The organism is Leptothrix ochracea (assembly GCF_041083635.1).
In the GTDB taxonomy this organism is placed as follows: Bacteria; Pseudomonadota; Gammaproteobacteria; order Burkholderiales; family Burkholderiaceae_C; genus Sphaerotilus; species Sphaerotilus ochraceus.
This window is the reverse complement of the sequence record NZ_JBFPHB010000038.1, coordinates 53,079-71,218: the sequence shown is the minus strand read 5'-3', so window position 1 is coordinate 71,218 and position 18,140 is coordinate 53,079. Positions and strand designations below refer to the sequence as shown.

At 64.9% G+C, this 18,140-nt stretch carries 6 protein-coding genes; 3 read left to right on the top strand and 3 right to left on the bottom strand.

Going from position 1 to position 18,140, the window contains the following annotated elements; all coding sequences use genetic code 11:
- The 3 genes from AB3X39_RS12320 to AB3X39_RS12310 all read left to right on the top strand — a co-directional run.
- Positions 1-127: EF-Tu C-terminal domain-related protein (locus tag AB3X39_RS12320; protein WP_445683271.1), on the top strand; the 127-nt coding region annotated here is incomplete at its 5' end.
- A 63-nt stretch (positions 128-190) separates the two neighbouring features.
- Entirely contained in the window at positions 191-502 is a 312-nt protein-coding gene (gene rpsJ, locus AB3X39_RS12315; RefSeq protein ID WP_369417676.1) for a 30S ribosomal protein S10, read from the top strand.
- A gap of 86 nt (positions 503-588) precedes the next feature.
- Positions 589-1,443, top strand: coding sequence for a fumarylacetoacetate hydrolase family protein (locus AB3X39_RS12310; RefSeq protein WP_369417675.1), 855 nt, complete (start codon positions 589-591; stop codon positions 1,441-1,443).
- On the opposite strand, the gene AB3X39_RS12305 is transcribed toward AB3X39_RS12310, so the two are convergent.
- Genes AB3X39_RS12305 through AB3X39_RS12295 form a run of 3 tightly spaced genes read right to left on the bottom strand, consistent with a single transcriptional unit; the run spans position 1,421 to position 17,976 of the window.
- Positions 1,421-2,515 carry an OmpA family protein gene (locus AB3X39_RS12305; protein ID WP_369417674.1) on the bottom strand — a complete coding sequence of 365 codons (1,095 nt, stop codon included), beginning with the start codon at positions 2,513-2,515 and terminating at the stop codon, positions 1,421-1,423. The two genes, AB3X39_RS12310 and AB3X39_RS12305, sit on opposite strands and share 23 nt — an antisense overlap.
- A gap of 22 nt (positions 2,516-2,537) precedes the next feature.
- Entirely contained in the window at positions 2,538-5,804 is a 3,267-nt protein-coding gene (locus AB3X39_RS12300) for a hypothetical protein (RefSeq protein WP_369417673.1), read from the bottom strand.
- Positions 5,794-17,976: an SdrD B-like domain-containing protein gene (locus tag AB3X39_RS12295; RefSeq protein WP_369417672.1), complete on the bottom strand. Its 12,183-nt coding sequence runs from the start codon at positions 17,974-17,976 to the stop codon at positions 5,794-5,796. The genes AB3X39_RS12300 and AB3X39_RS12295 overlap by 11 nt, the downstream gene beginning before the upstream one ends.
- Positions 17,977-18,140: the final 164 nt, after the last annotated feature.

The window sequence follows — 18,140 nt, the reverse complement described above, 5'->3', positions numbered from 1 at the left end:
GGGTGACAACGTGTCGATCACCGTCAAGCTGATCGCCCCGATCGCCATGGAAGAAGGTCTGCGCTTCGCGATCCGCGAAGGTGGCCGTACCGTGGGCGCCGGCGTCGTTGCCAAGATCATCGCTTAATTGCATGACTCACCGGTCGCTGGCCAAAGCGACCGGTTTCATCGCTCTTTATTAGGAACCGTCATGCAAAAGCAAAAGATCCGCATCCGCCTCAAGGCGTTCGACTATCGCCTGATCGACCAATCGGCTCAGGAAATCGTTGAAACGGCCAAGCGCACCGGCGCGATCGTCAAGGGCCCGGTGCCCCTGCCGACCCGCATGCAACGTTTCGACATCCTGCGTTCGCCGCACGTCAACAAGACCTCGCGCGACCAGTTTGAAATCCGTACCCATCAACGCCTGATGGACATCGTCGATCCCACCGACAAGACCGTGGACGCGCTGATGAAGCTCGACCTGCCGGCTGGCGTGGACGTCGAAATCAAGTTGCAGTAAACCGCGACGGCGGTGAATGCTTCAAAGGGCTGCCCTCGGGCGGCCCTTTTTTTATGGCCGCATGGGGATGCGGATAATCCAGCGCCATGAAACTCATTCGTCATGGCGCAGCCGGCGCTGAAAAACCCGGCATGGTGGGCAGCGATGGCGTCGGCCGCGATGTCTCGATGTTGATCACTGACTGGGACGGCGCTCATCTCTCGCCGCGCAGCTTGCAGGCCTTGCGTTTACTCGATGTCGATGGCCTGCCCCCGCTGGAGCCCGACACCCGCCTCGGCTGCCCGGTGGCGGGCGTGGGCAAGATCATCTGCATCGGCCTGAACTACGCTGACCACGCGCGTGAAACCGGCGCGACGGTCCCGCCGGAGCCGGTGATCTTCATGAAGCCAGCCTCGGCGATCAACGGCCCTTTTGATCCGATTCTGCTGCCCCCCGGCTCCACCAAAACCGATTGGGAAGTGGAGCTCGGCGTGGTCATCGGCAGCAGCGCACGCCATGTCAGCGCCGACCAAGCCTTGGCGCATGTGGCCGGCTATGTGCTGGTGAACGATGTCTCCGAGCGCGCTTTTCAGATGGAGCGCGGCGGTACGTGGGACAAGGGCAAAGGCTGCGACACCTTCGCCCCCATCGGCCCGTGGCTGGTGACGCCCGACGAGATCCCCGACCCGCACGCCCTGCAGATCTGGCTGGCGGTGAACGGCCAGCGCATGCAAGACAGCAACACCCGCGAACTGATCCAAGGTGTGCCGGCACTGATCGCCTACGTCAGCCAGTTCATCACCTTGCATCCGGGCGACATCCTCAGCACCGGCACCCCGGCGGGGGTGGGCTTGGGCCAAAAGCCGCAGCCGCTGTTCTTGAAAGACGGCGACACCCTGCACTTGGGCATCACCGGCCTTGGCGAACAGCGCAGTCCGGTCATCGCCGACGCGCGCCGTTGACGTAAACATCGACGCGCCGATTCGATTGCAGGCAAGCGTCATAGAGCGAGGTGGCCTGGGTCTTGCGGTCGCAAACCATCAGCGGCTCATCCGCGCCCAGTGCTTCTTCGGTGATGCGCTCGGCCGGAATGCCATGCTTGATGAGGTAATCACGCACCGTGCGCACCCGCTTGCCGGACAGCGTTCGGTTGTAGTCGGCCGGCGCGCGCAAATCGGCCCGCCCCACCAAATGGATCGCCTCGTAGACCAACCCCGGTGCGGTGAGCTTTTGAACCAAGGCATTCATCTCGGCCGTGCCCGGCGGGTTGATGTCGCGCTCGGTGTGGCGATCCGTCGGGTAATAGACCTTCAAGCCCAAGCGCAGCTGCTCGGCAGGCAGCTGCGGCAGGGGATCGGGTGGACAGGTCAACGGGGTGGGAGCCGATGGCGGTGGTGGCGGTACCAGCACCACCGGTTTCGGGCAGGCATCCGCCTGAGCCTGCGCTTCGGCGATCAGGTCTTCGGCGATCTGGATGTAGGGCTTGGCGTGCCGCCACTGCTGCTGACGAAACTCGTTACCGGCATGCACCAACTCGACCTCGGCGCAAGCGACTTTGGCTTGAGCGCACTCGGCCCCCGGGCCTTGCCGCACCGAGCGCGCAAGCGCCCACAGATCGGGTCGCAGCCGCTCAGCCCCGTTCACCAGCGCTGTGTCGTGGGACAACGCCTGCCCCCCTTCCATCGCGAGGATGAGTTTCTCGGCCTCACCCAGCGCTTCTTGCGGAAAAGCACTGCGGTCGTTGCGGGTGTACTCGTGGAAAGAAACATCCAGCCAGCACTGCGCCTTGCTCAGGTGGTAGTCGCGCAAGCGCCGCCCGCCATCGTTCAAGGCCCGGATGCGCTGCTGCACGGCGTCATAGCCTTTTTGATCGGCTTGGATCACCGGATCACTGAGGCGCTGCGCTGGCGGGGTCAACGCAGTGGCGACCGGTGTCTGTGCTTGGACTGCCCCCAACAACAACACCGACATCACCAAGGACATCGCCGAGGACAACAACAAGCACCCAACTGGGCGAGTGAGAGAAAACTTCATGGCAAGGTATCCACAAAAGAGGTCATGGGGCGCCAAGGTGGTCCGGGTCGCGGTCCAAGCTGCGGTTGATGCGCGGGTCGCTACCGGCAAACAGGTCTTCGTCGAACTTGAAGCGCAAGCGCAGGAAAAAGCCACGCCGGGTGTACTCGTAGCCGGTCAGATCGACATCGCCCGCAAAACCGCTGACATTCACCCCGGCCGAGAGCCACAGGTTCTGCGCCATCAAGCGGCCAGCCTCCAGACCCAGCGCCGTTTCGCGCGCCCCGAGCTGGCCCCACTGCACCGAAGCCAGCGCCGCCACATCCCATTGCTCCGTGACGTCGTAGCTCAGGCGGGAGGAGAGCAGTTGCGACTGGAAATGGTCCTGCACCCCACCTTCAAAGCGATCGTCTTGCCACTTGGCCGCCATGCGGCCATAAAGCCACCACGGCCGCGAGGCGTGCCAATCGAGATGGGTCGAGACGATGTGGGCCCGGCTGTGCAACTCGCCCAAGGCTGCGTTGCTGGCGTCGCGTTCGTTTTTCAGCTCGTAGCGCGCCAAACCCGAGAGCCGATCCACATCGGTTTCGCGGTACGCCACACCGATCTGCGCCCGGTCTTGCTGCACGGCCCCCTTGGCGGCGTAGGTGGTGTTGAGCAAGTAGTTGCGCGCCAGCAAGGTCCAGTCGCGGTCCAGCTTGCGCGCCAACATCAGCTGCCACAGGGCGGTTTGGAAGCGATCGTCGTCCACGGTGTCACCCCGATCCCCCGCCCGGCGCAGCTCCAGCCGGGTCGAACCCTTCCAAAGCGGATCAGCGTGCATGTCCAAGCCCACGCTCAGGGCGGAAGCGTCGGGCGCAGGGCCTTGAAGCACGTTCAAGCGCTCCAAGGCGGTGGTCAGGCGCAGACCTTCGCTCAAGTCCCAGGCTTGGCGCACGCCCGAGGCCAGTTGCAGATCGCGTCCGCTGGCAGCGTCGCGCAAGCGGTACTCCGAAAAGAGCTGGGTGTCTTGGAAGGACGTCGAGCTGGCCCCGAGGGCGAACGCATCCACCTGTCGGTCCGGCGCGGTGATGCCGTACAGGCTCGACAAGCCCGTTTGACGCTCAAAGCGACCGTAAAGCCGGGCGCGCTCAGCCACGGCGTAATCCGCGCCCACGGCCACGCGCTGACGGACTTCGCCGCTGATCTGCTGCTCCAGCTCAGCACCCACACTGCTGCGCGGCGTGAGCGCATAACCCAGCCCCAAGCGGGCGGTATCACTGGCGAGCTGCGTACCGGCCGGAACGTTCAACGCCCCGATGCCAGCGTTGCCCTGCAAGCTGCTGCCGGGGCTGATCTGCGCCAAGCCGGTGGCCGGGTCGATCAGGTTGTTGCCGTAGCCCAGCGCACCGCCACCCGCCCCTGCGCCCAAGCTGCTGCCCAAGCCCGAACTGCCGCTCAAAGGCGTGATCGGACTGAGCTGCGACGGCACCAACACCCCAGCGGTTTCGCGCACCCGGCGCAAGCCGGCATCCAGCGTCAAGCCGTCAAGGGCCGCCACCCGCCACCGCAAACCGGCACCGGCGGCGCTGCGTAAGCCGCCACCGGGGTTGCGGTCCTCGCTCCGCAGGGCTTCGCCGTAGAGCTGCGTGGTGGCGCTGAGCTTGGCAGCGAGCTTGGCCGCCGCATCGCGGCGACCGGCGTCCAAGGGGGCAGCAGCATTCAAAAAGCCGGCTTCGCTGCTCGCCGTCACCAACCGGGCGTCGATCAGCTCGCCCTCGTGTTGCACCTCGGCGCGCCACGCCTTGCCGCTGACCATGCCCGACAAGCCCGCGCTTGACGCGGCGGTGGAGGCATTGAGCGTGTTGGTGTTGATCTCGCGCCGCGTCCCGGCCAGCTCAAGCACCGCCCGGGTCTGCGGCCCGAAGCTCAGGCCGGCGTTCACGCTGGCCAGATCCAGCGGTGCCAACGGGTTGCGGTCCTTGACCACAAACGCGCCCAGCTCCAGCCCGTCGGTCACGCGCCATTGCCCTTCCACCCCGGTGACCCAGAACGGCGTGCCGCCCTGATCGACTTCATAGCTCACGCGCAGCGACTGCGGATTGAGCTGGGCGTCAAAGGCGGGCAAATACGTCGCCAACACGATCCGCCCCGAGAACGGCTCGAAGCTGTAATCGACCAGCCGCGTCAAGGGCGTGACGCTCAGGATGCGGGCCGGCTGATTGCGATCCCGCACCACGATCTCGACCTTGTCACTGCCTTCCAGCACCGCGTTGTTCGACAAGCCGTAAGGGCCGGAGCCTTGGCTGACAAACTCTTCCACCACCTGATGCAAGGTGTCGTTGAAGGCAAAGGCATCGGTGTGGCCGCCCTCGCCTTGCAGGTGATGGCGCACGCCGGTGGCGGTGCGGTTGTAGGCCCCTAGGCTGCGTTGCTTCAGGCCCATGATCCCGCCGCCGCCCGCAGCTTGGCTGAAGCCATCACCGGTGGCGAAGTCGCCGTAGAGCAAATAACTGCGCTGGTGATCGACCCGCACATAAAGCCGATCCGCGCTGCGCGCATCAAAGCCGCGCAAGGCACTGTCGCCGTAGACCGGATAGAACTTGTCCGGCTGCACGTCGCGCAGCAGCCGAGCGCGCACGTCTTTGTCCGAGTCGTAGGCGGCGGTCAGCAAATAGTCGCCCGAGACCATGCCTTTGAGGAACACCGCCGCCCGAGCGCCCACGCTGCGCTGGCCGTCGTTGAAATCGCGCGCCCAGCGGTTGATCTCGCGCTCAAAAACATCACCGCGCCGCAGCGGCTGAATCCCGGCACCCCCACCTGTACCTCCATGGAGACTCAGCACACCTTCGATCAAACCCGCAGCGACCATGTCGCGCACATCGGGCACAAAGTGCAGTTCACCCTGCACCGATTGATCCCCAGCGCTGACGCGCAACACCACGTCTTGCGGCGTGCTCGGGGCCAAGAGGTTCAGATGCAACTCGCCGTGCTCCACCGCCACCTGGACCCCAGGTGTCGCCCGGTCGGCATCCAAGCCCCGGGGCCCGGCTTCATCGCTGAGCGCACCGGGCAAGAGCAGTCGCCCGCCGCTGTGCTCGACCGTCACCATGACGCGCTCATCCAAGCGTTGCCCATCGGGGCCAAGCACCTTGATCGTGACGGGCATGGCGCTTTGACCATCGGCCGGCACAGCGTTGCGACCCAGCTCGATCACCAGCTTGCCCCATGGGCTCAACTTTTCCAACGGCGGGGCCGCCCAGACCGTGGGCAACCACACCAGCATTCCGCACAGCAGCACGGCGGCTTTTAACTTTTGCTCAGCGCGCATGGCGATCTCCTTCAGCCTCACGCGGCGCACCAATCGCCGGGCGCTGATCGGCAGTTTCCGTGGCCTGCTGCGGGGCCAGCGCATCTTTCAGCCCGTGGGCTTTGCTCTCAAAGCGCAGCGGCGGACCTTGGGGTCGCTCGGTTTCGGGCGCCCGCACACCGCCTTGGGCGCGGCGCGCCCGCACCTGTGACAACACCGTGTTCGAGCAACTGCTCTCGATGAAATCCGCCCGCTGCAAGGCGCCGTTCTTCAAGTCGAGCCACAAGCTGGCGGCATCGCCCAGATTGCGGTTGCTGGAGGTCGTCAACCGCGCACCCCGTGGCAAGGTGCTCGGGTCCGGCTTCAAGACGTGGCTTTGGGGCACGAGGCCACACAAGCTGTACTTGCCCTCCGAATCACTCACCAGCCAGGTGCCGTCTTCCATGTAGAGCCGCACACCAGGAATACCCAGCTCTTCGGCGTCTTGCATGTGGTTGTGGTTGCAATCGACAAAGATCTTGCCGCTCACGCAAGCCTCAGACGCAAAGACCCCACCGCTCACCTGCACCTTGGCTTGACCTTCGTTCGAGAGCGAACTGCCCGCCAACGGTGTGCCGTCAGCGTTCGTGCAGCCCGCAGGGACGCCGCAGCCGACCGCGCGCGCCCGGTTGGTGGCATCACCTTGCAAAGCCCCCACCCCGACACGCACGCGGTACTGCAAGGTGCGCTGCACGCCCGGGGTCAGCGCCCCGAGCTGGAAGCTCAGCAGCGGCCCCACACCACCGGCCGGATCAGCCAGCGGCAGGTTGTCGAGCACAGCGGTGCCCTTGATGAAGGTGAAGCCCGCTGGCAAACGGTCCACCACCGTGGCTTGGGCCAGCGCGTTGCCCGCCACCTGACGCACGGTCACGGTGTAGCGCACGCTCGCCCCCAGCTCGACGCTGCGCAGATCCGCCACCTTGCTCAAGCTCAGCTTGGGCGATGAGAGCGGATCCACCGGGATGTGGTTGTTGACGATGTTCACGCCACCCGAGCCACCGCGCACCACCAAGTAATAGCCCGTGCCGGGACCCGGAGGGGTCAGGGGCGGATTGGGCGACGGTTGTACGGCGTAGGTCGAACCCGGTGCACCCGGCGGGATCAGCGGCCCCGGCAGCGGCGGCATCGACACTGATGGGAACCCATGCGTGCCGGGCGGCGTCACCGACAGACGGAAATCGCACAGCGTCGGCGCGTTGGCTGAGAAGAGGAATTGATAGAAACCATCCGCGCCCGTCGTCATCGAGATCGCCGAGCCTTGCACCGTGTAACCCCCAGACGCGCTGTTGACGATGCCCGCCACCGGATCCCAGCCCGCGCAAACACCGTCAGGTTGCATCGTCACCACCGTGCCCGGCACCGGCAGCCGCGTTTGCGTGTCGTAGGTGACGCCGCTCGGATCAATCGGCAAGCTTTGCTGCACCAAATTGGCCCCCGGGGCCAGCACCACCTTGAGCTGGCTGACCGTCCCGGTGGTATCCACACACGAGCTTTGCTGCCCCGCAGACAACAAGGCCAAGTCAATGCACGACACCCCCGAGGATCCCGGGCCGGTTTCACCATTGACCGGGTTGCCAAACACCACTTGGGTTTGTGGATTGCGGAAACGCACATCCAGCACCATCCCCGGCACCAAATCACCGATCACATAGCGGCCATCCGCGCCGGTTCGGGTGGTGGCCACCACCGCGCCTGTGGCGGGGTCAGAGACTTCGACGATCCAGTCCTTGAGCGTCTGATCACCGCTATCGAAGACATGCGGCGTGCGGCCGGTATCGACCCACACCGCGCCTGACATCGATGCCGGCAACTGCACATCGGTCGCATCCCGACAAGCGTTTTGCGGCAGCGTGCCATCGCACAGCGGCAAGGCAGAGGGGTTCGATTGGAACGCACCGCGCTCTTGCGCCGTGGGCTGCTGCGGCACTGCTTCGCCCCCGCCTTCGACCAACACCACGTTATCCACCGGCGTGCCGGTGTGGGCGGCAGCGGCCACATTGACCCGCGCCGTGATCACGCCCGGATGCAGGGCACCCGCTGCGATCACGTCCGAGGTGCTGCAACTGAACGACGTGGCCCCCACGGTGCCGGTACACATCCAGCCAACCGCCGTGGGCGTTGCAGCCAAGCTCAAACCTGCGGGCAAACGATCCTGCACCGTCACAGCGCCCACCGTGGCGGCACTGCCGGTATTGCGCACGCGGATCTGATACGTCCCCGTCTGGTTCACCGTGAAACGCACCGGCTGGTGGGTCTTTTGCACCGCCAAATCAGCCGTCAAAGGCAGCTCAGCAAACTCGTAGCCCGTCACAACACTTCCGGCGGTCAGCGCAATGCCACTGATCGCACTCGGCACCGTGATCACCGACGTGGCGGCTCCACCCGCCGAACCTGCGGTGGTCTTGCCGTTGAGCAACCCAGCCGGCTCGGTCTCCGTCACGCTGTACGTGCCGGGACGCAACCCCGTGAAGCTGTACGAACCGTCCGCTGCCGTGGTCGTCGGCTTATTGACGGCCGCCCCCAAATCATCCGTGCCGGTCAAGGTCACCGTCACGCCCGGCAGACCCACATCGCCACCGGCTGGGGCCGGTTCAAACACACCGTTGTTGTTCTTGTCTTGGTACACCCGACCCGACAAACTCGTACCGCCCAAGTCCGCAAACTCGTAACCCGTCGCTGCGCTACCTGCGGTCAAGGGGATCGCCGTGATCGCACTCGGCACGATGGTCACCGGTGTCGCCGTGCCGCCTGCCGTTCCCGCTGTCGTCTTGCCGTTCAGCAACCCAACCGGCTCGGTCTCCGTCACGCTGTACGTGCCGGGACGCAGCCCTGTGAAGATGTACGAACCGTCCGCCGCTGTCGTGGTCGGCTGATTCACCAACACGCCCAGATCGTTGGTGCCGGTCAAGGTCACCGTCACGCCCGGCAGACCCACATCGCCACCTGCTGGGGCCGGTTCAAACACACCGTTGTTGTTCTTGTCTTGGTACACGCGGCCCGAGAGGCTCGTACCGCCCAAGTCCGCAAACTCATAGCCGGTCGCTGCGCTGCCTGCGGTCAAGAGGATCGCTGTGATTGCACTCGGCACGGTGGTCACCGGCGTCGCGGTTCCGCCGGCCGTTCCCGCTATCGTCTTACCGTTCAGCAAACCAGCCGGCTCGGTCTCCGTCACCGCATAGGTGCCGGGACGCAGGCCAGTAAAGCTGTAAGAACCGTCCGCTGCTGTCGTGGTCGGCTTGTTGACTGCTGCCCCCAAATCATCCATGCCAGTCAACGTCACCGTCACACCCGGCAAACCGACATCGCCACCTGCTGGGGCTGGCTCAAACACGCCGTTGTTGTTCTTGTCTTGGTAGACCCGACCCGAGAGGCTTGTGCCACCCAAATCCGCAAACTCATAGCCGGTCGCTGCGCTGCCCGCTGTCAAGGCAATCGCGCTGATCGCGCTGGGCACCGTCGTCACGGGTGTCGCCGTGCCGCCTGCCGTTCCCGCCGTCGTTTTGCCGTTCAACAAACCAGCCGGTTCGGTCTCGGTCACGCTGTACGTGCCGGGACGCAACCCAGTGAAGCTGTAGCTGCCGTCCGCCGCTGTCGTGGTCGGCTGATTCACCAATACGCCCAGATCGTTGGTGCCGGTCAACGTCACCGTCACACCGGGCAAGCCCACATCGCCACCGGCTGGAGCGGGTTCAAACACGCCGTTGTTGTTCTTGTCTTGGTACACGCGGCCCGAGAGGCTCGTACCGCCCAAGTCCGCGAACTCGTAGCCGGTCGCTGCACTGCCCGCTGTCAAAGCAATCGCCGTGATCGCGCTGGGCACCGTCGTCACGGGTGTCGCCGTGCCGCCCGCCGTTCCCGCCGTCGTCTTGCCGTTCAGCAAACCAGCCGGCTCGGTCTCCGTCACCGCATAGGTGCCGGGACGCAGGCCCGTGAAGCTGTAGCTGCCATCCGCTGCCGTGGTCGTCGGCTGATTCACCAATACGCCCAGATCGTTAGTACCCGTCAAGGTCACCGTCACACCCGGCAGACCCACATCGCCACCGGCTGGAGCGGGTTCAAACACGCCGTTGTTGTTCTTGTCTTGGTACACGCGGCCCGAGAGGCTCGTACCGCCCAAGTCCGCGAACTCGTAGCCGGTCGCTGCACTGCCCGCTGTCAAAGCAATCGCCGTGATCGCGCTGGGCACCGTCGTCACGGGTGTCGCCGTGCCGCCCGCCGTTCCCGCCGTCGTCTTGCCGTTCAGCAAACCAGCCGGCTCGGTCTCCGTCACCGCATAGGTGCCGGGACGCAGGCCCGTGAAGCTGTAGCTGCCATCCGCTGCCGTGGTCGTCGGCTGATTCACCAATACGCCCAGATCGTTAGTACCCGTCAAGGTCACCGTCACACCCGGCAGACCCACATCGCCACCGGCTGGAGCGGGTTCAAACACGCCGTTGTTGTTCTTGTCTTGGTACACGCGACCCGAGAGGCTCGTACCGCCCAAGTCCGCAAACTCGTAGCCGGTCGCTGCACTGCCCGCTGTCAACGCAATCGCTGTGATCGCGCTCGGCACCGTGGTCACCGGTGTCGCCGTGCCGCCCGCTGTTCCCGCCGTCGTTTTGCCGTTCAACAAACCAGCCGGCTCAGTCTCAGTCACCGCGTAGGTGCCGGGACGCAGGCCCGTGAAGCTGTACGAACCGTCCGCCGCTGTCGTGGTCGGCTGATTCACCAATACGCCCAGATCGTTGGTGCCAGTCAACGTCACCGTCACGCCCGGCAGACCCACATCGCCACCTGCTGGGGCTGGCTCAAAGACGCCGTTGTTGTTCTTGTCTTGGTACACGCGGCCCGAGAGGCTCGTGCTGCCCAAGTCCGCAAACTCATAGCCCGTCGCTGCGCTGCCCGCCGTCAAGGCAATCGCGCTGATCGCGCTCGGCACCGTCGTCACGGGTGTCGCCGTGCCGCCCGCCGTTCCCGCCGTCGTCTTGCCGTTCAGCAACCCAACCGGCTCGGTCTCGGTCACGCTGTACGTGCCGGGACGCAAGCCCGTGAAGCTGTACGAACCGTCCGCTGCCGTCGTCGTCGGCTTGTTGACGGCCGCCCCCAAATCATCCGTGCCGGTCAAGGTCACCGTCACACCCGGCAGGCCGACATCGCCACCCGCTGGAGCCGGCTCAAACACGCCGTTGTTGTTCTTGTCTTGGTACAAGCGACCCGACAGACTCGTACCGCCCAAGTCCGCAAACTCGTAACCGGTGGCTGTGCTGCCTGCGGTCAAGGCAATCGCGCTGATCGCGCTCGGCACCGTCGCCACGGGCGTGGCGGTTCCACCCGCCGTTCCCGCCGTCGTCTTGCCATTGAGCAAACCAACCGGCTCGGTCTCGGTCACCGCATAGGTGCCGGGACGCAGCCCCGTGAAGCTGTACGAACCGTCCGCCGCTGTCGTGGTCGGCTTGTTGACTGCGCCCCCCAAATCATCGGTGCCGGTCAAGGTCACCGTCATGCCCGGCAGGCCAACATCGCCGCCCGCTGGAGCGGGTTCAAACACGCCGTTGTTGTTCTTGTCTTGGTACACGCGGCCCGACAGACTCGTACCGCCCAGATCCGCAAACTCGTAGCCCGTCGCCGCACTGCCCGCCGTCAAGGCAATCGCGCTGATCGCGCTTGGCACCGTCGTCACGGGTGTCGCCGTGCCGCCCGCCGTTCCCGCCGTCGTTTTGCCATTGAGCAACCCAACCGGCTCGGTCTCCGTCACCGCGTAGGTGCCTGGACGCAGCCCCGTGAAGCTGTACGAACCGTCCGCCGCTGTCGTGGTCGGCTGATTCACCAATACGCCCAGATCGTTGGTGCCGGTCAAAGTCACCGTCACGCCGGGCAGGCCCACATCGCCACCCGCTGGAGCGGGCTCAAACACGCCGTTGTTGTTCTTGTCTTGGTACACGCGACCCGACAGACTCGTACCGCCCAAGTCCGCAAACTCATAGCCGGTCGCTGCGCTGCCTGCGGTCAAGGGGATCGCGCTGATCGCGCTTGGCACCGTGATCACCGACGTGGCGGCTCCACCGGCTGAACCTGCGGTGGTCTTGCCGTTGAGCAACCCAGCCGGTTCGGTCTCCGTCACCGCATAGGTGCCGGGACGCAAGCCCGTGAAGCTGTAGCTGCCGTCCGCTGCCGTGGTCGTCGGCTTATTGACGGCCGCCCCCAAATCATCCGTGCCAGTCAAGGTCACCGTCATGCCCGGCAGACCGACATCGCCGCCTGCTGGGGCCGGCTCAAACACGCCGTTGTTGTTGGCATCTTGGTAGATACGCCCGGAGAGGGAACTGGCGCCGAGTTCAGCAAATTCATAGCCGGTGGCTGTGACGCCAACGGGTAGCGTGATCGCGTTGATGGCGCTGGGGGATATGGCCAAGGCTGTGGCGGTGCCTCCGGCGGAACCGGCGGTGGTCTTGCCGTTCAAGGTGCCAGCGGGTTGGGTCGCTTGCTCGGTGACGCTGTAGGTGCCTGGGCGCAGTCCCGTGAAGCTGTAGCTACCGTCGGCCGCTGTGGTGGTGCTCTGGTTGACCGCCGCACCCAAATCATTCGTGCCGCTCAAAGTCACCGTCACACCGGGCAGGCCCACATCGCCACCCGCTGGGGCGGGTTCAAACACGCCGTTGTTGTTGGCATCTTGGTAGACCCGGCCCGACAAGCTGGAAGCTGGGGCGCGGGTGAAGTCGTAATTGCTGCCGGCTGTGACCATGCCGGTCAGGCTGATGGCGCTGGTTTGCAAGGCCGCACCGGCTGAAGCCGTGCCGCCGCCCACACCGCCGGCCGTGCCCACCCACGCTTGCGCAGCCATGCTGGTGGTCACAGCAGGGCCGCTGGCGACGTAGCTCAAGGCATAGCTGCCCTCAGGCAGAGGGGCAAAACTGTATCGCCCCAGCGCATCGCTGAGGGCGGTACGTGTCAAAGCCAGACCGTTCAGATCGGTGCCGCTGAGCGTCACCGTCAAACCCGCCAAGCCCACATCGCCCGCGTTGAACACGCCGTCACCGGCCAGATCGGTGTAGATCCGCCCGGCCAAACTGCGCTCGGCGGGCAGCTCGGCAAAATTGAAGCCGGTGCCGGCTTGATTGCCTTGAACGCTGATGGCCGTCACGGCCGAAGGTGTCACGCTCACAGGCGTGGCCAAACCCGGCGTCGTCACGCCGGTACCGGGCACGGTCTTGCCGCTCACGGTGCTCACACCGTTCAGCAAGGGCTGGCTCAGTTCCGTCAGGGCGTAGGTGCCGGGGCGCAAGGTGGTGAAGCGATAGCTGCCGTCGGCCGCCGTGGGCACGGTTTGGTTGATCAGATTGCCCAGATCGTCAGTGCCAGTGAGCTGGATCGACACCCCGGCCAGCGGCGTATCGCTGGCTTGCAACACACCGTCGTTGTTGCGATCAGCAAACACCGCCCCGGCCAAACTGGCGGGCAGGATCTCACCGAAATAAAAACCCGTGGCGTTCTGGCCACCAACCAACACGATGGCGCTGATGACCGAGGGCGTCACGCTGACCGGCGTGGCGGTGCCAACCGTGCCGATGGCAAGGGCACCCAAGGTACCCGGCATGGTGCGACCCGAGAGGGTCAGCACACCGCCCAACACCGGCTGCACCGGCTGGCGCACGGCATACGTGCCGTCGGCCAGATCCAAGAAGGCGTAATTGCCGAGCGAGTCGGTCACGGTGGTGGCCAACGGTGCCAGCGTCAAACCATCCAGCAACTCGATGGTTTGAGCGGCGATGCCCGGTTCGGTCAGGGCCGGCACACCGTCGTTGTTGTCGTCGCGGAAAACTTTGCCGGAGATCGAATTGCGCGCGCTGATCTGCAAGGTCGCATTGGCGGGCAAGGGGTTGTTGCCAGCGTTGGTCTGAAGCGTTCCTGCTGGGATAAGGTTGTTGTAGCTCCCCGCCGCTGCGCCGGTGACGTTGGCGATCACCACACAGCCACCCGCAGGGATGCTGGTGTTCAAAGGCACGCGCACCCGGTTCGGAGCGGCCAAGGTCACGGCACCGACGCAACGTGGCAAGACATCCAGCGTGGTGGTGTCGAGTGCTGGCGCGCCCAAAGCCAGCGCCGCCGGGGAGGTCGGCAGGCTGTCATCCATGTTGGCGCTGAGCGTCAAAGCGGTCGGGTTGCTGTTGCCGAGCACGATACGCAGCTTGGCCGCACCGTTGGCAGCGATCTGCACCGGCAGGAACTCTTTGCCCAAGGTCGGCAGGTTGAAGGTGCTGAAACTGGCGCTGACCGGCTGCAAGTTGCTCACGCCTTCGTTGGACTGCACCGCGCCGGCAGGCAAGGTGTTGGTGTAGGTGCCGGGCACGTTGCTCAAGACATCGACCGACACCGTGCAGCTACCCGACACCAACCCGACGGCAGCGGGAACCGTGGCCCCGCTCAAGCGAATCGAGCTGGACCCGGCGCTGGCACTGACCAAGCCACCGACACAGGTGGTGGCAGCGTTGGGCACCAAAGCCACCGAAACCTGCGCGGGCAGCAAATCCGTCAGGGCCACGGCCGTCAGCGGGATGCTGTTCGGATTGCTGATGGTGATCGTCAGCCGGTTGGGCGCCCCCAGTTTGACGCTGGGGGCCGCAAAAGCTTGGGCCAGCACGGTGGTATCACGCACTTCCAAGGTCGCGGTGGTCGGCACCAAGTTGGCCATGAGCAGACCCGACACCGAATCGATGGCGCTGGCCCCATTGGTCGGGATCGTGTTGATGAACACCCCGGCCGTGGGCGACTGCACATTCAAGCTGACTTCACAGACCGTACCCGGCGTACCCGGCGGGACCCCGGCCAAGCTGGCGCCACTCATGCTGACCTGATAGCCCGCCAGCACCGAGCCGGTGACGCTCACCCCACCGCCCGGACAGGTGGTCGAGGCCGCTGAAGGCACCGCAGGCACCACGCCCAAGGGCAGCGTGTCAGTCACCGTCAAGCTGTTGACCGTGACATCGCGGGCGTTGATGAGCTGGATCGTCAGCCGAGACGGCGTGTTCACCCCCGCCGAGGTCGGCGCAAAGCTCTTCTGCACCCCAATGGGCGACTGGGTTTGCAAATTGGCCGTGAACGCCGCCGTGTTGGTGATGTTCTCGTTGTTGGTCACGATGCCGATCGGCAAGGTGTTGTTGTGGGTACCGATGGACGTGAGCGTGATGTTGGCCTCAAACACGCAGCTCGCCCCGGCGGGCAAGCTGCCGCCACTGAGCGCCACCACACTGCCCCCGGGCGAAGCTTGTACCGAGCCACCTGCGCAGGTCGTCGAAACCGCTGGCGTGGCGGCCAGCACCACGCCCAGCGGCAAGTTGTCGATCAACCCCAGATTGCTCAGGGCGATCGCCCCAAGCCCAGCGTTGTTGATCGTGATCTGCAAGCGAGATGTCTGACCCACCGCCATCAAGGTGGCTGGGTTGAACGACTTGGTGACGCTCACAGCCGGTGCGGCCACCTTGGTCAGCGTGGCCGAGGCCGCCGTGATGTTGTAGATACCGCCATCGGCCACCACCCCAGTCACCGCTGGGACCGTGTTGACCGAGGCTGTCATGCCAGCGGTCCCCGTGGTCACCGCGTCAAACTGGAACAAACACGGGATGCCAGCGGCCACCGTGGCCCCTTGCAGTTGCGCCACCGCGCTCCCCGGCACAGCGTTGAGGATCGTCAAGCCATTGCAGGTGGTTGAGGCGTTGGCCGGGTTGGCCACCGCCAAACCCGCAGGCAGCGGGTCAGTCACCTGCACGTTGGTCAGCGGTGCCGTGCCAACGTTGTTGATCTGCACCGTGACCCGCGACACCCCACCCGTGGCTGACACCGCTGTGGGCATGAAGGACTTGGCAGCACTCAGCACCGAAGTCACCGTCAGCGACGAGGTGGATGCAGCCACCGGGCTGATCGTGGTGGTCACCCCGTTGACGGTGACACTGCCGCTCACGTTGGCAGCGGGCAGCGTGTTGAGGTAGGTGCCTGGCACCACCCCGCGCACCCGCACCGTGACCGTGCAACTGCCGCGCGCTGGGATCGTCAAACCGCTAGCAGTCAAACTCGTCGCCCCCGCCAAGGCCGTGAAGACCGGCGTGCCACCACAGGTGGTGCTGGCCCCGGGCAAATCGGCCAGACGCACCTCAGCCGCCGCTGTGGCTGCAAACAAGGGGGCATTCAACAAACTCGCGTTGAGCACGTCAACATAGTTGTTGTTGGTCAAGGTGATCGTGAGCAGGCTCAAGTCACCTTGCAAAATCGTGGCGGGCGCGATGGTCTGGGCGGTGGTGATGCCTGCCCGCGTGGCCGAGTTGGCCGTGGGCCGAGCGCCTTGCAAAACGCTCAAGGCGTTTTGCTGCAAATCCATCGTGCTGCCGTTGTTGATCGCCGTGCCCACCGGCCAGTTCATCGGGACTTGCACCCAAAAGTCGATGGTGCAAGCGGTGGGAGCGGCCGTGGTGCCCCCCGCGATGGCGATGTTGTCGAACTGCACCAACGCCGGGTTGGCCAAGGTATTGGGGCTGATCGTCGGCGCACCACAACTCGCCCCAAAGATCGGTGCAGGCGCGGGCACAAACGTCAACTGCGCCGCCCCAGACGCTGGCAAGGGATCGATGAACGACACCAACGCTTGCTGGGCCGAGGAGTAGTTGTTCAGCGTGACTTGATAGCGCAGCAAGTTGCCGGGGGCCACATTGCCTGCCGCTGCGTTGGTGCCGACTCTCGGATCACGCGCCGCCTTGGCCGAGATCAACATCTGCGAGTAGGCCGTGAGCGGCGCCGAAAAAGCCCCGGTGGTCTGCGCCCCCACCAACGGGTTGCTGCTGGTGTAGCTCACCGCGTTGACGGTGTTGGTGTAGGCCCCAGCGGTATTGACTTGCACCGAGGCCGTGATCACGCACGTCGCTCCCGGTGCCACCGTGGCCCCGCTGAGCTGCAAGCTTGTTTCGCCGCCAAGAGCGACCGCCGGCGTCAGCGTCGGCGCGCCGCAGCCGGTCGCCGTGATGGCTCCGGGACTCAAGGTCATCGCACCGGGAGCCACCGGGAACACATCGCTGAAGTTCACCGCACTCAGCGTTTGCGTCGCGCTGCGGTTTTGCAGGTTGATCGTCATCACCACCGGCTGATTGGTCGCAGCGGTGGCCGGGGTGAGGGTCTTGGTCGGATTGAGCGGTGCTTGCACCGTGAGGTTGCGCGTCGCGGCCGCTTGCGACAAACCCCGGCTGTTCACCATCGAATTGGCCGCAATGGTGTTGGTCAGCGTGGTGCTGGCCAGCCCCGGAAACATGCCCACTTGCGCGGGCCAAACCAACGTACACGCGCCGTTGGCGGGCAGGGTCAAATTGGTGAACGTCAAGGTGACGTTGCCAGTGGTGCCACTGGCCACGGCCGTGGCGGTGCTGCACGCGCCTTGGAACAGCGGCGTCAGGTTCTGCGCGCTCAAGCCTGCGGGGAGGTTCTCGCCCAGCGCGGTCACACCCACCGGCACGGCGTTCGGATTGGTCAGGGTGAGCGTGATGTTGGTGCTCTCACCCATCACCACCGTGGCGGGGGCAAACGTCTTGGTCACTTGCAACGCCGCCAAGCTGGTCACGGTGATCGAACGCTGCGCCGGCATCAAGTTATTGATGGGTGCGTTGGTGGCGGTATCCAGGGCCGTGAAGCCTGTCGTCACAGGGATGGTGTTGTTGAGCGTGGTGAGGGTGTTGGGGGCCGTGGCCAGCGTGAGCGGCACCGTCACATCGACATAGATCGAACAAGCCCCCGGCACATTGCCCACCTGCGGTGGCACTTGTGCGCCAGAAAGAGAAAAGGTGCTTGCGCCCGGCAGCGCAACAAAAGTGATCCCGGCAGGCGCACAACCGGCTGTGGCGCGCGGATTGGGCAGTGGGGCCAACACCATGCCCAAAGGCAAGGGATCGGTCAGCACCCCCCCCGTCAACAACAAGTTGTTGTTCTGGATGTCGATGCCCAAGGTCAAGACATCGCCCTGACTGGCCGTGGTCACCGGCAAACCGGCTGGCACCGTACCCGCGAAAAACGGCAAAAACTGCTTGGACACCGAGACCGTGGCGTGCGCCAAGGTCGGCAGAAGCACCCACGCCAAGGCCAACAGGCCCACCGACAGAAAACGTGCCAGACGATGACGGTGAGGGGGGAATCCTTGGTGCATGGAGAACGGCGCTCGAAACAACACGTCCTAGAAAAGGACCTGTGATGCGCCATGTATGTAAAACACGACGCGAATAAGACACAAATGAAAACAGATTCTCTGTTATTTGTATCTTTTGTTTCGCTTAATCGGCCGTCAGCGAGAGAGAGGCCCCACGAATGCGG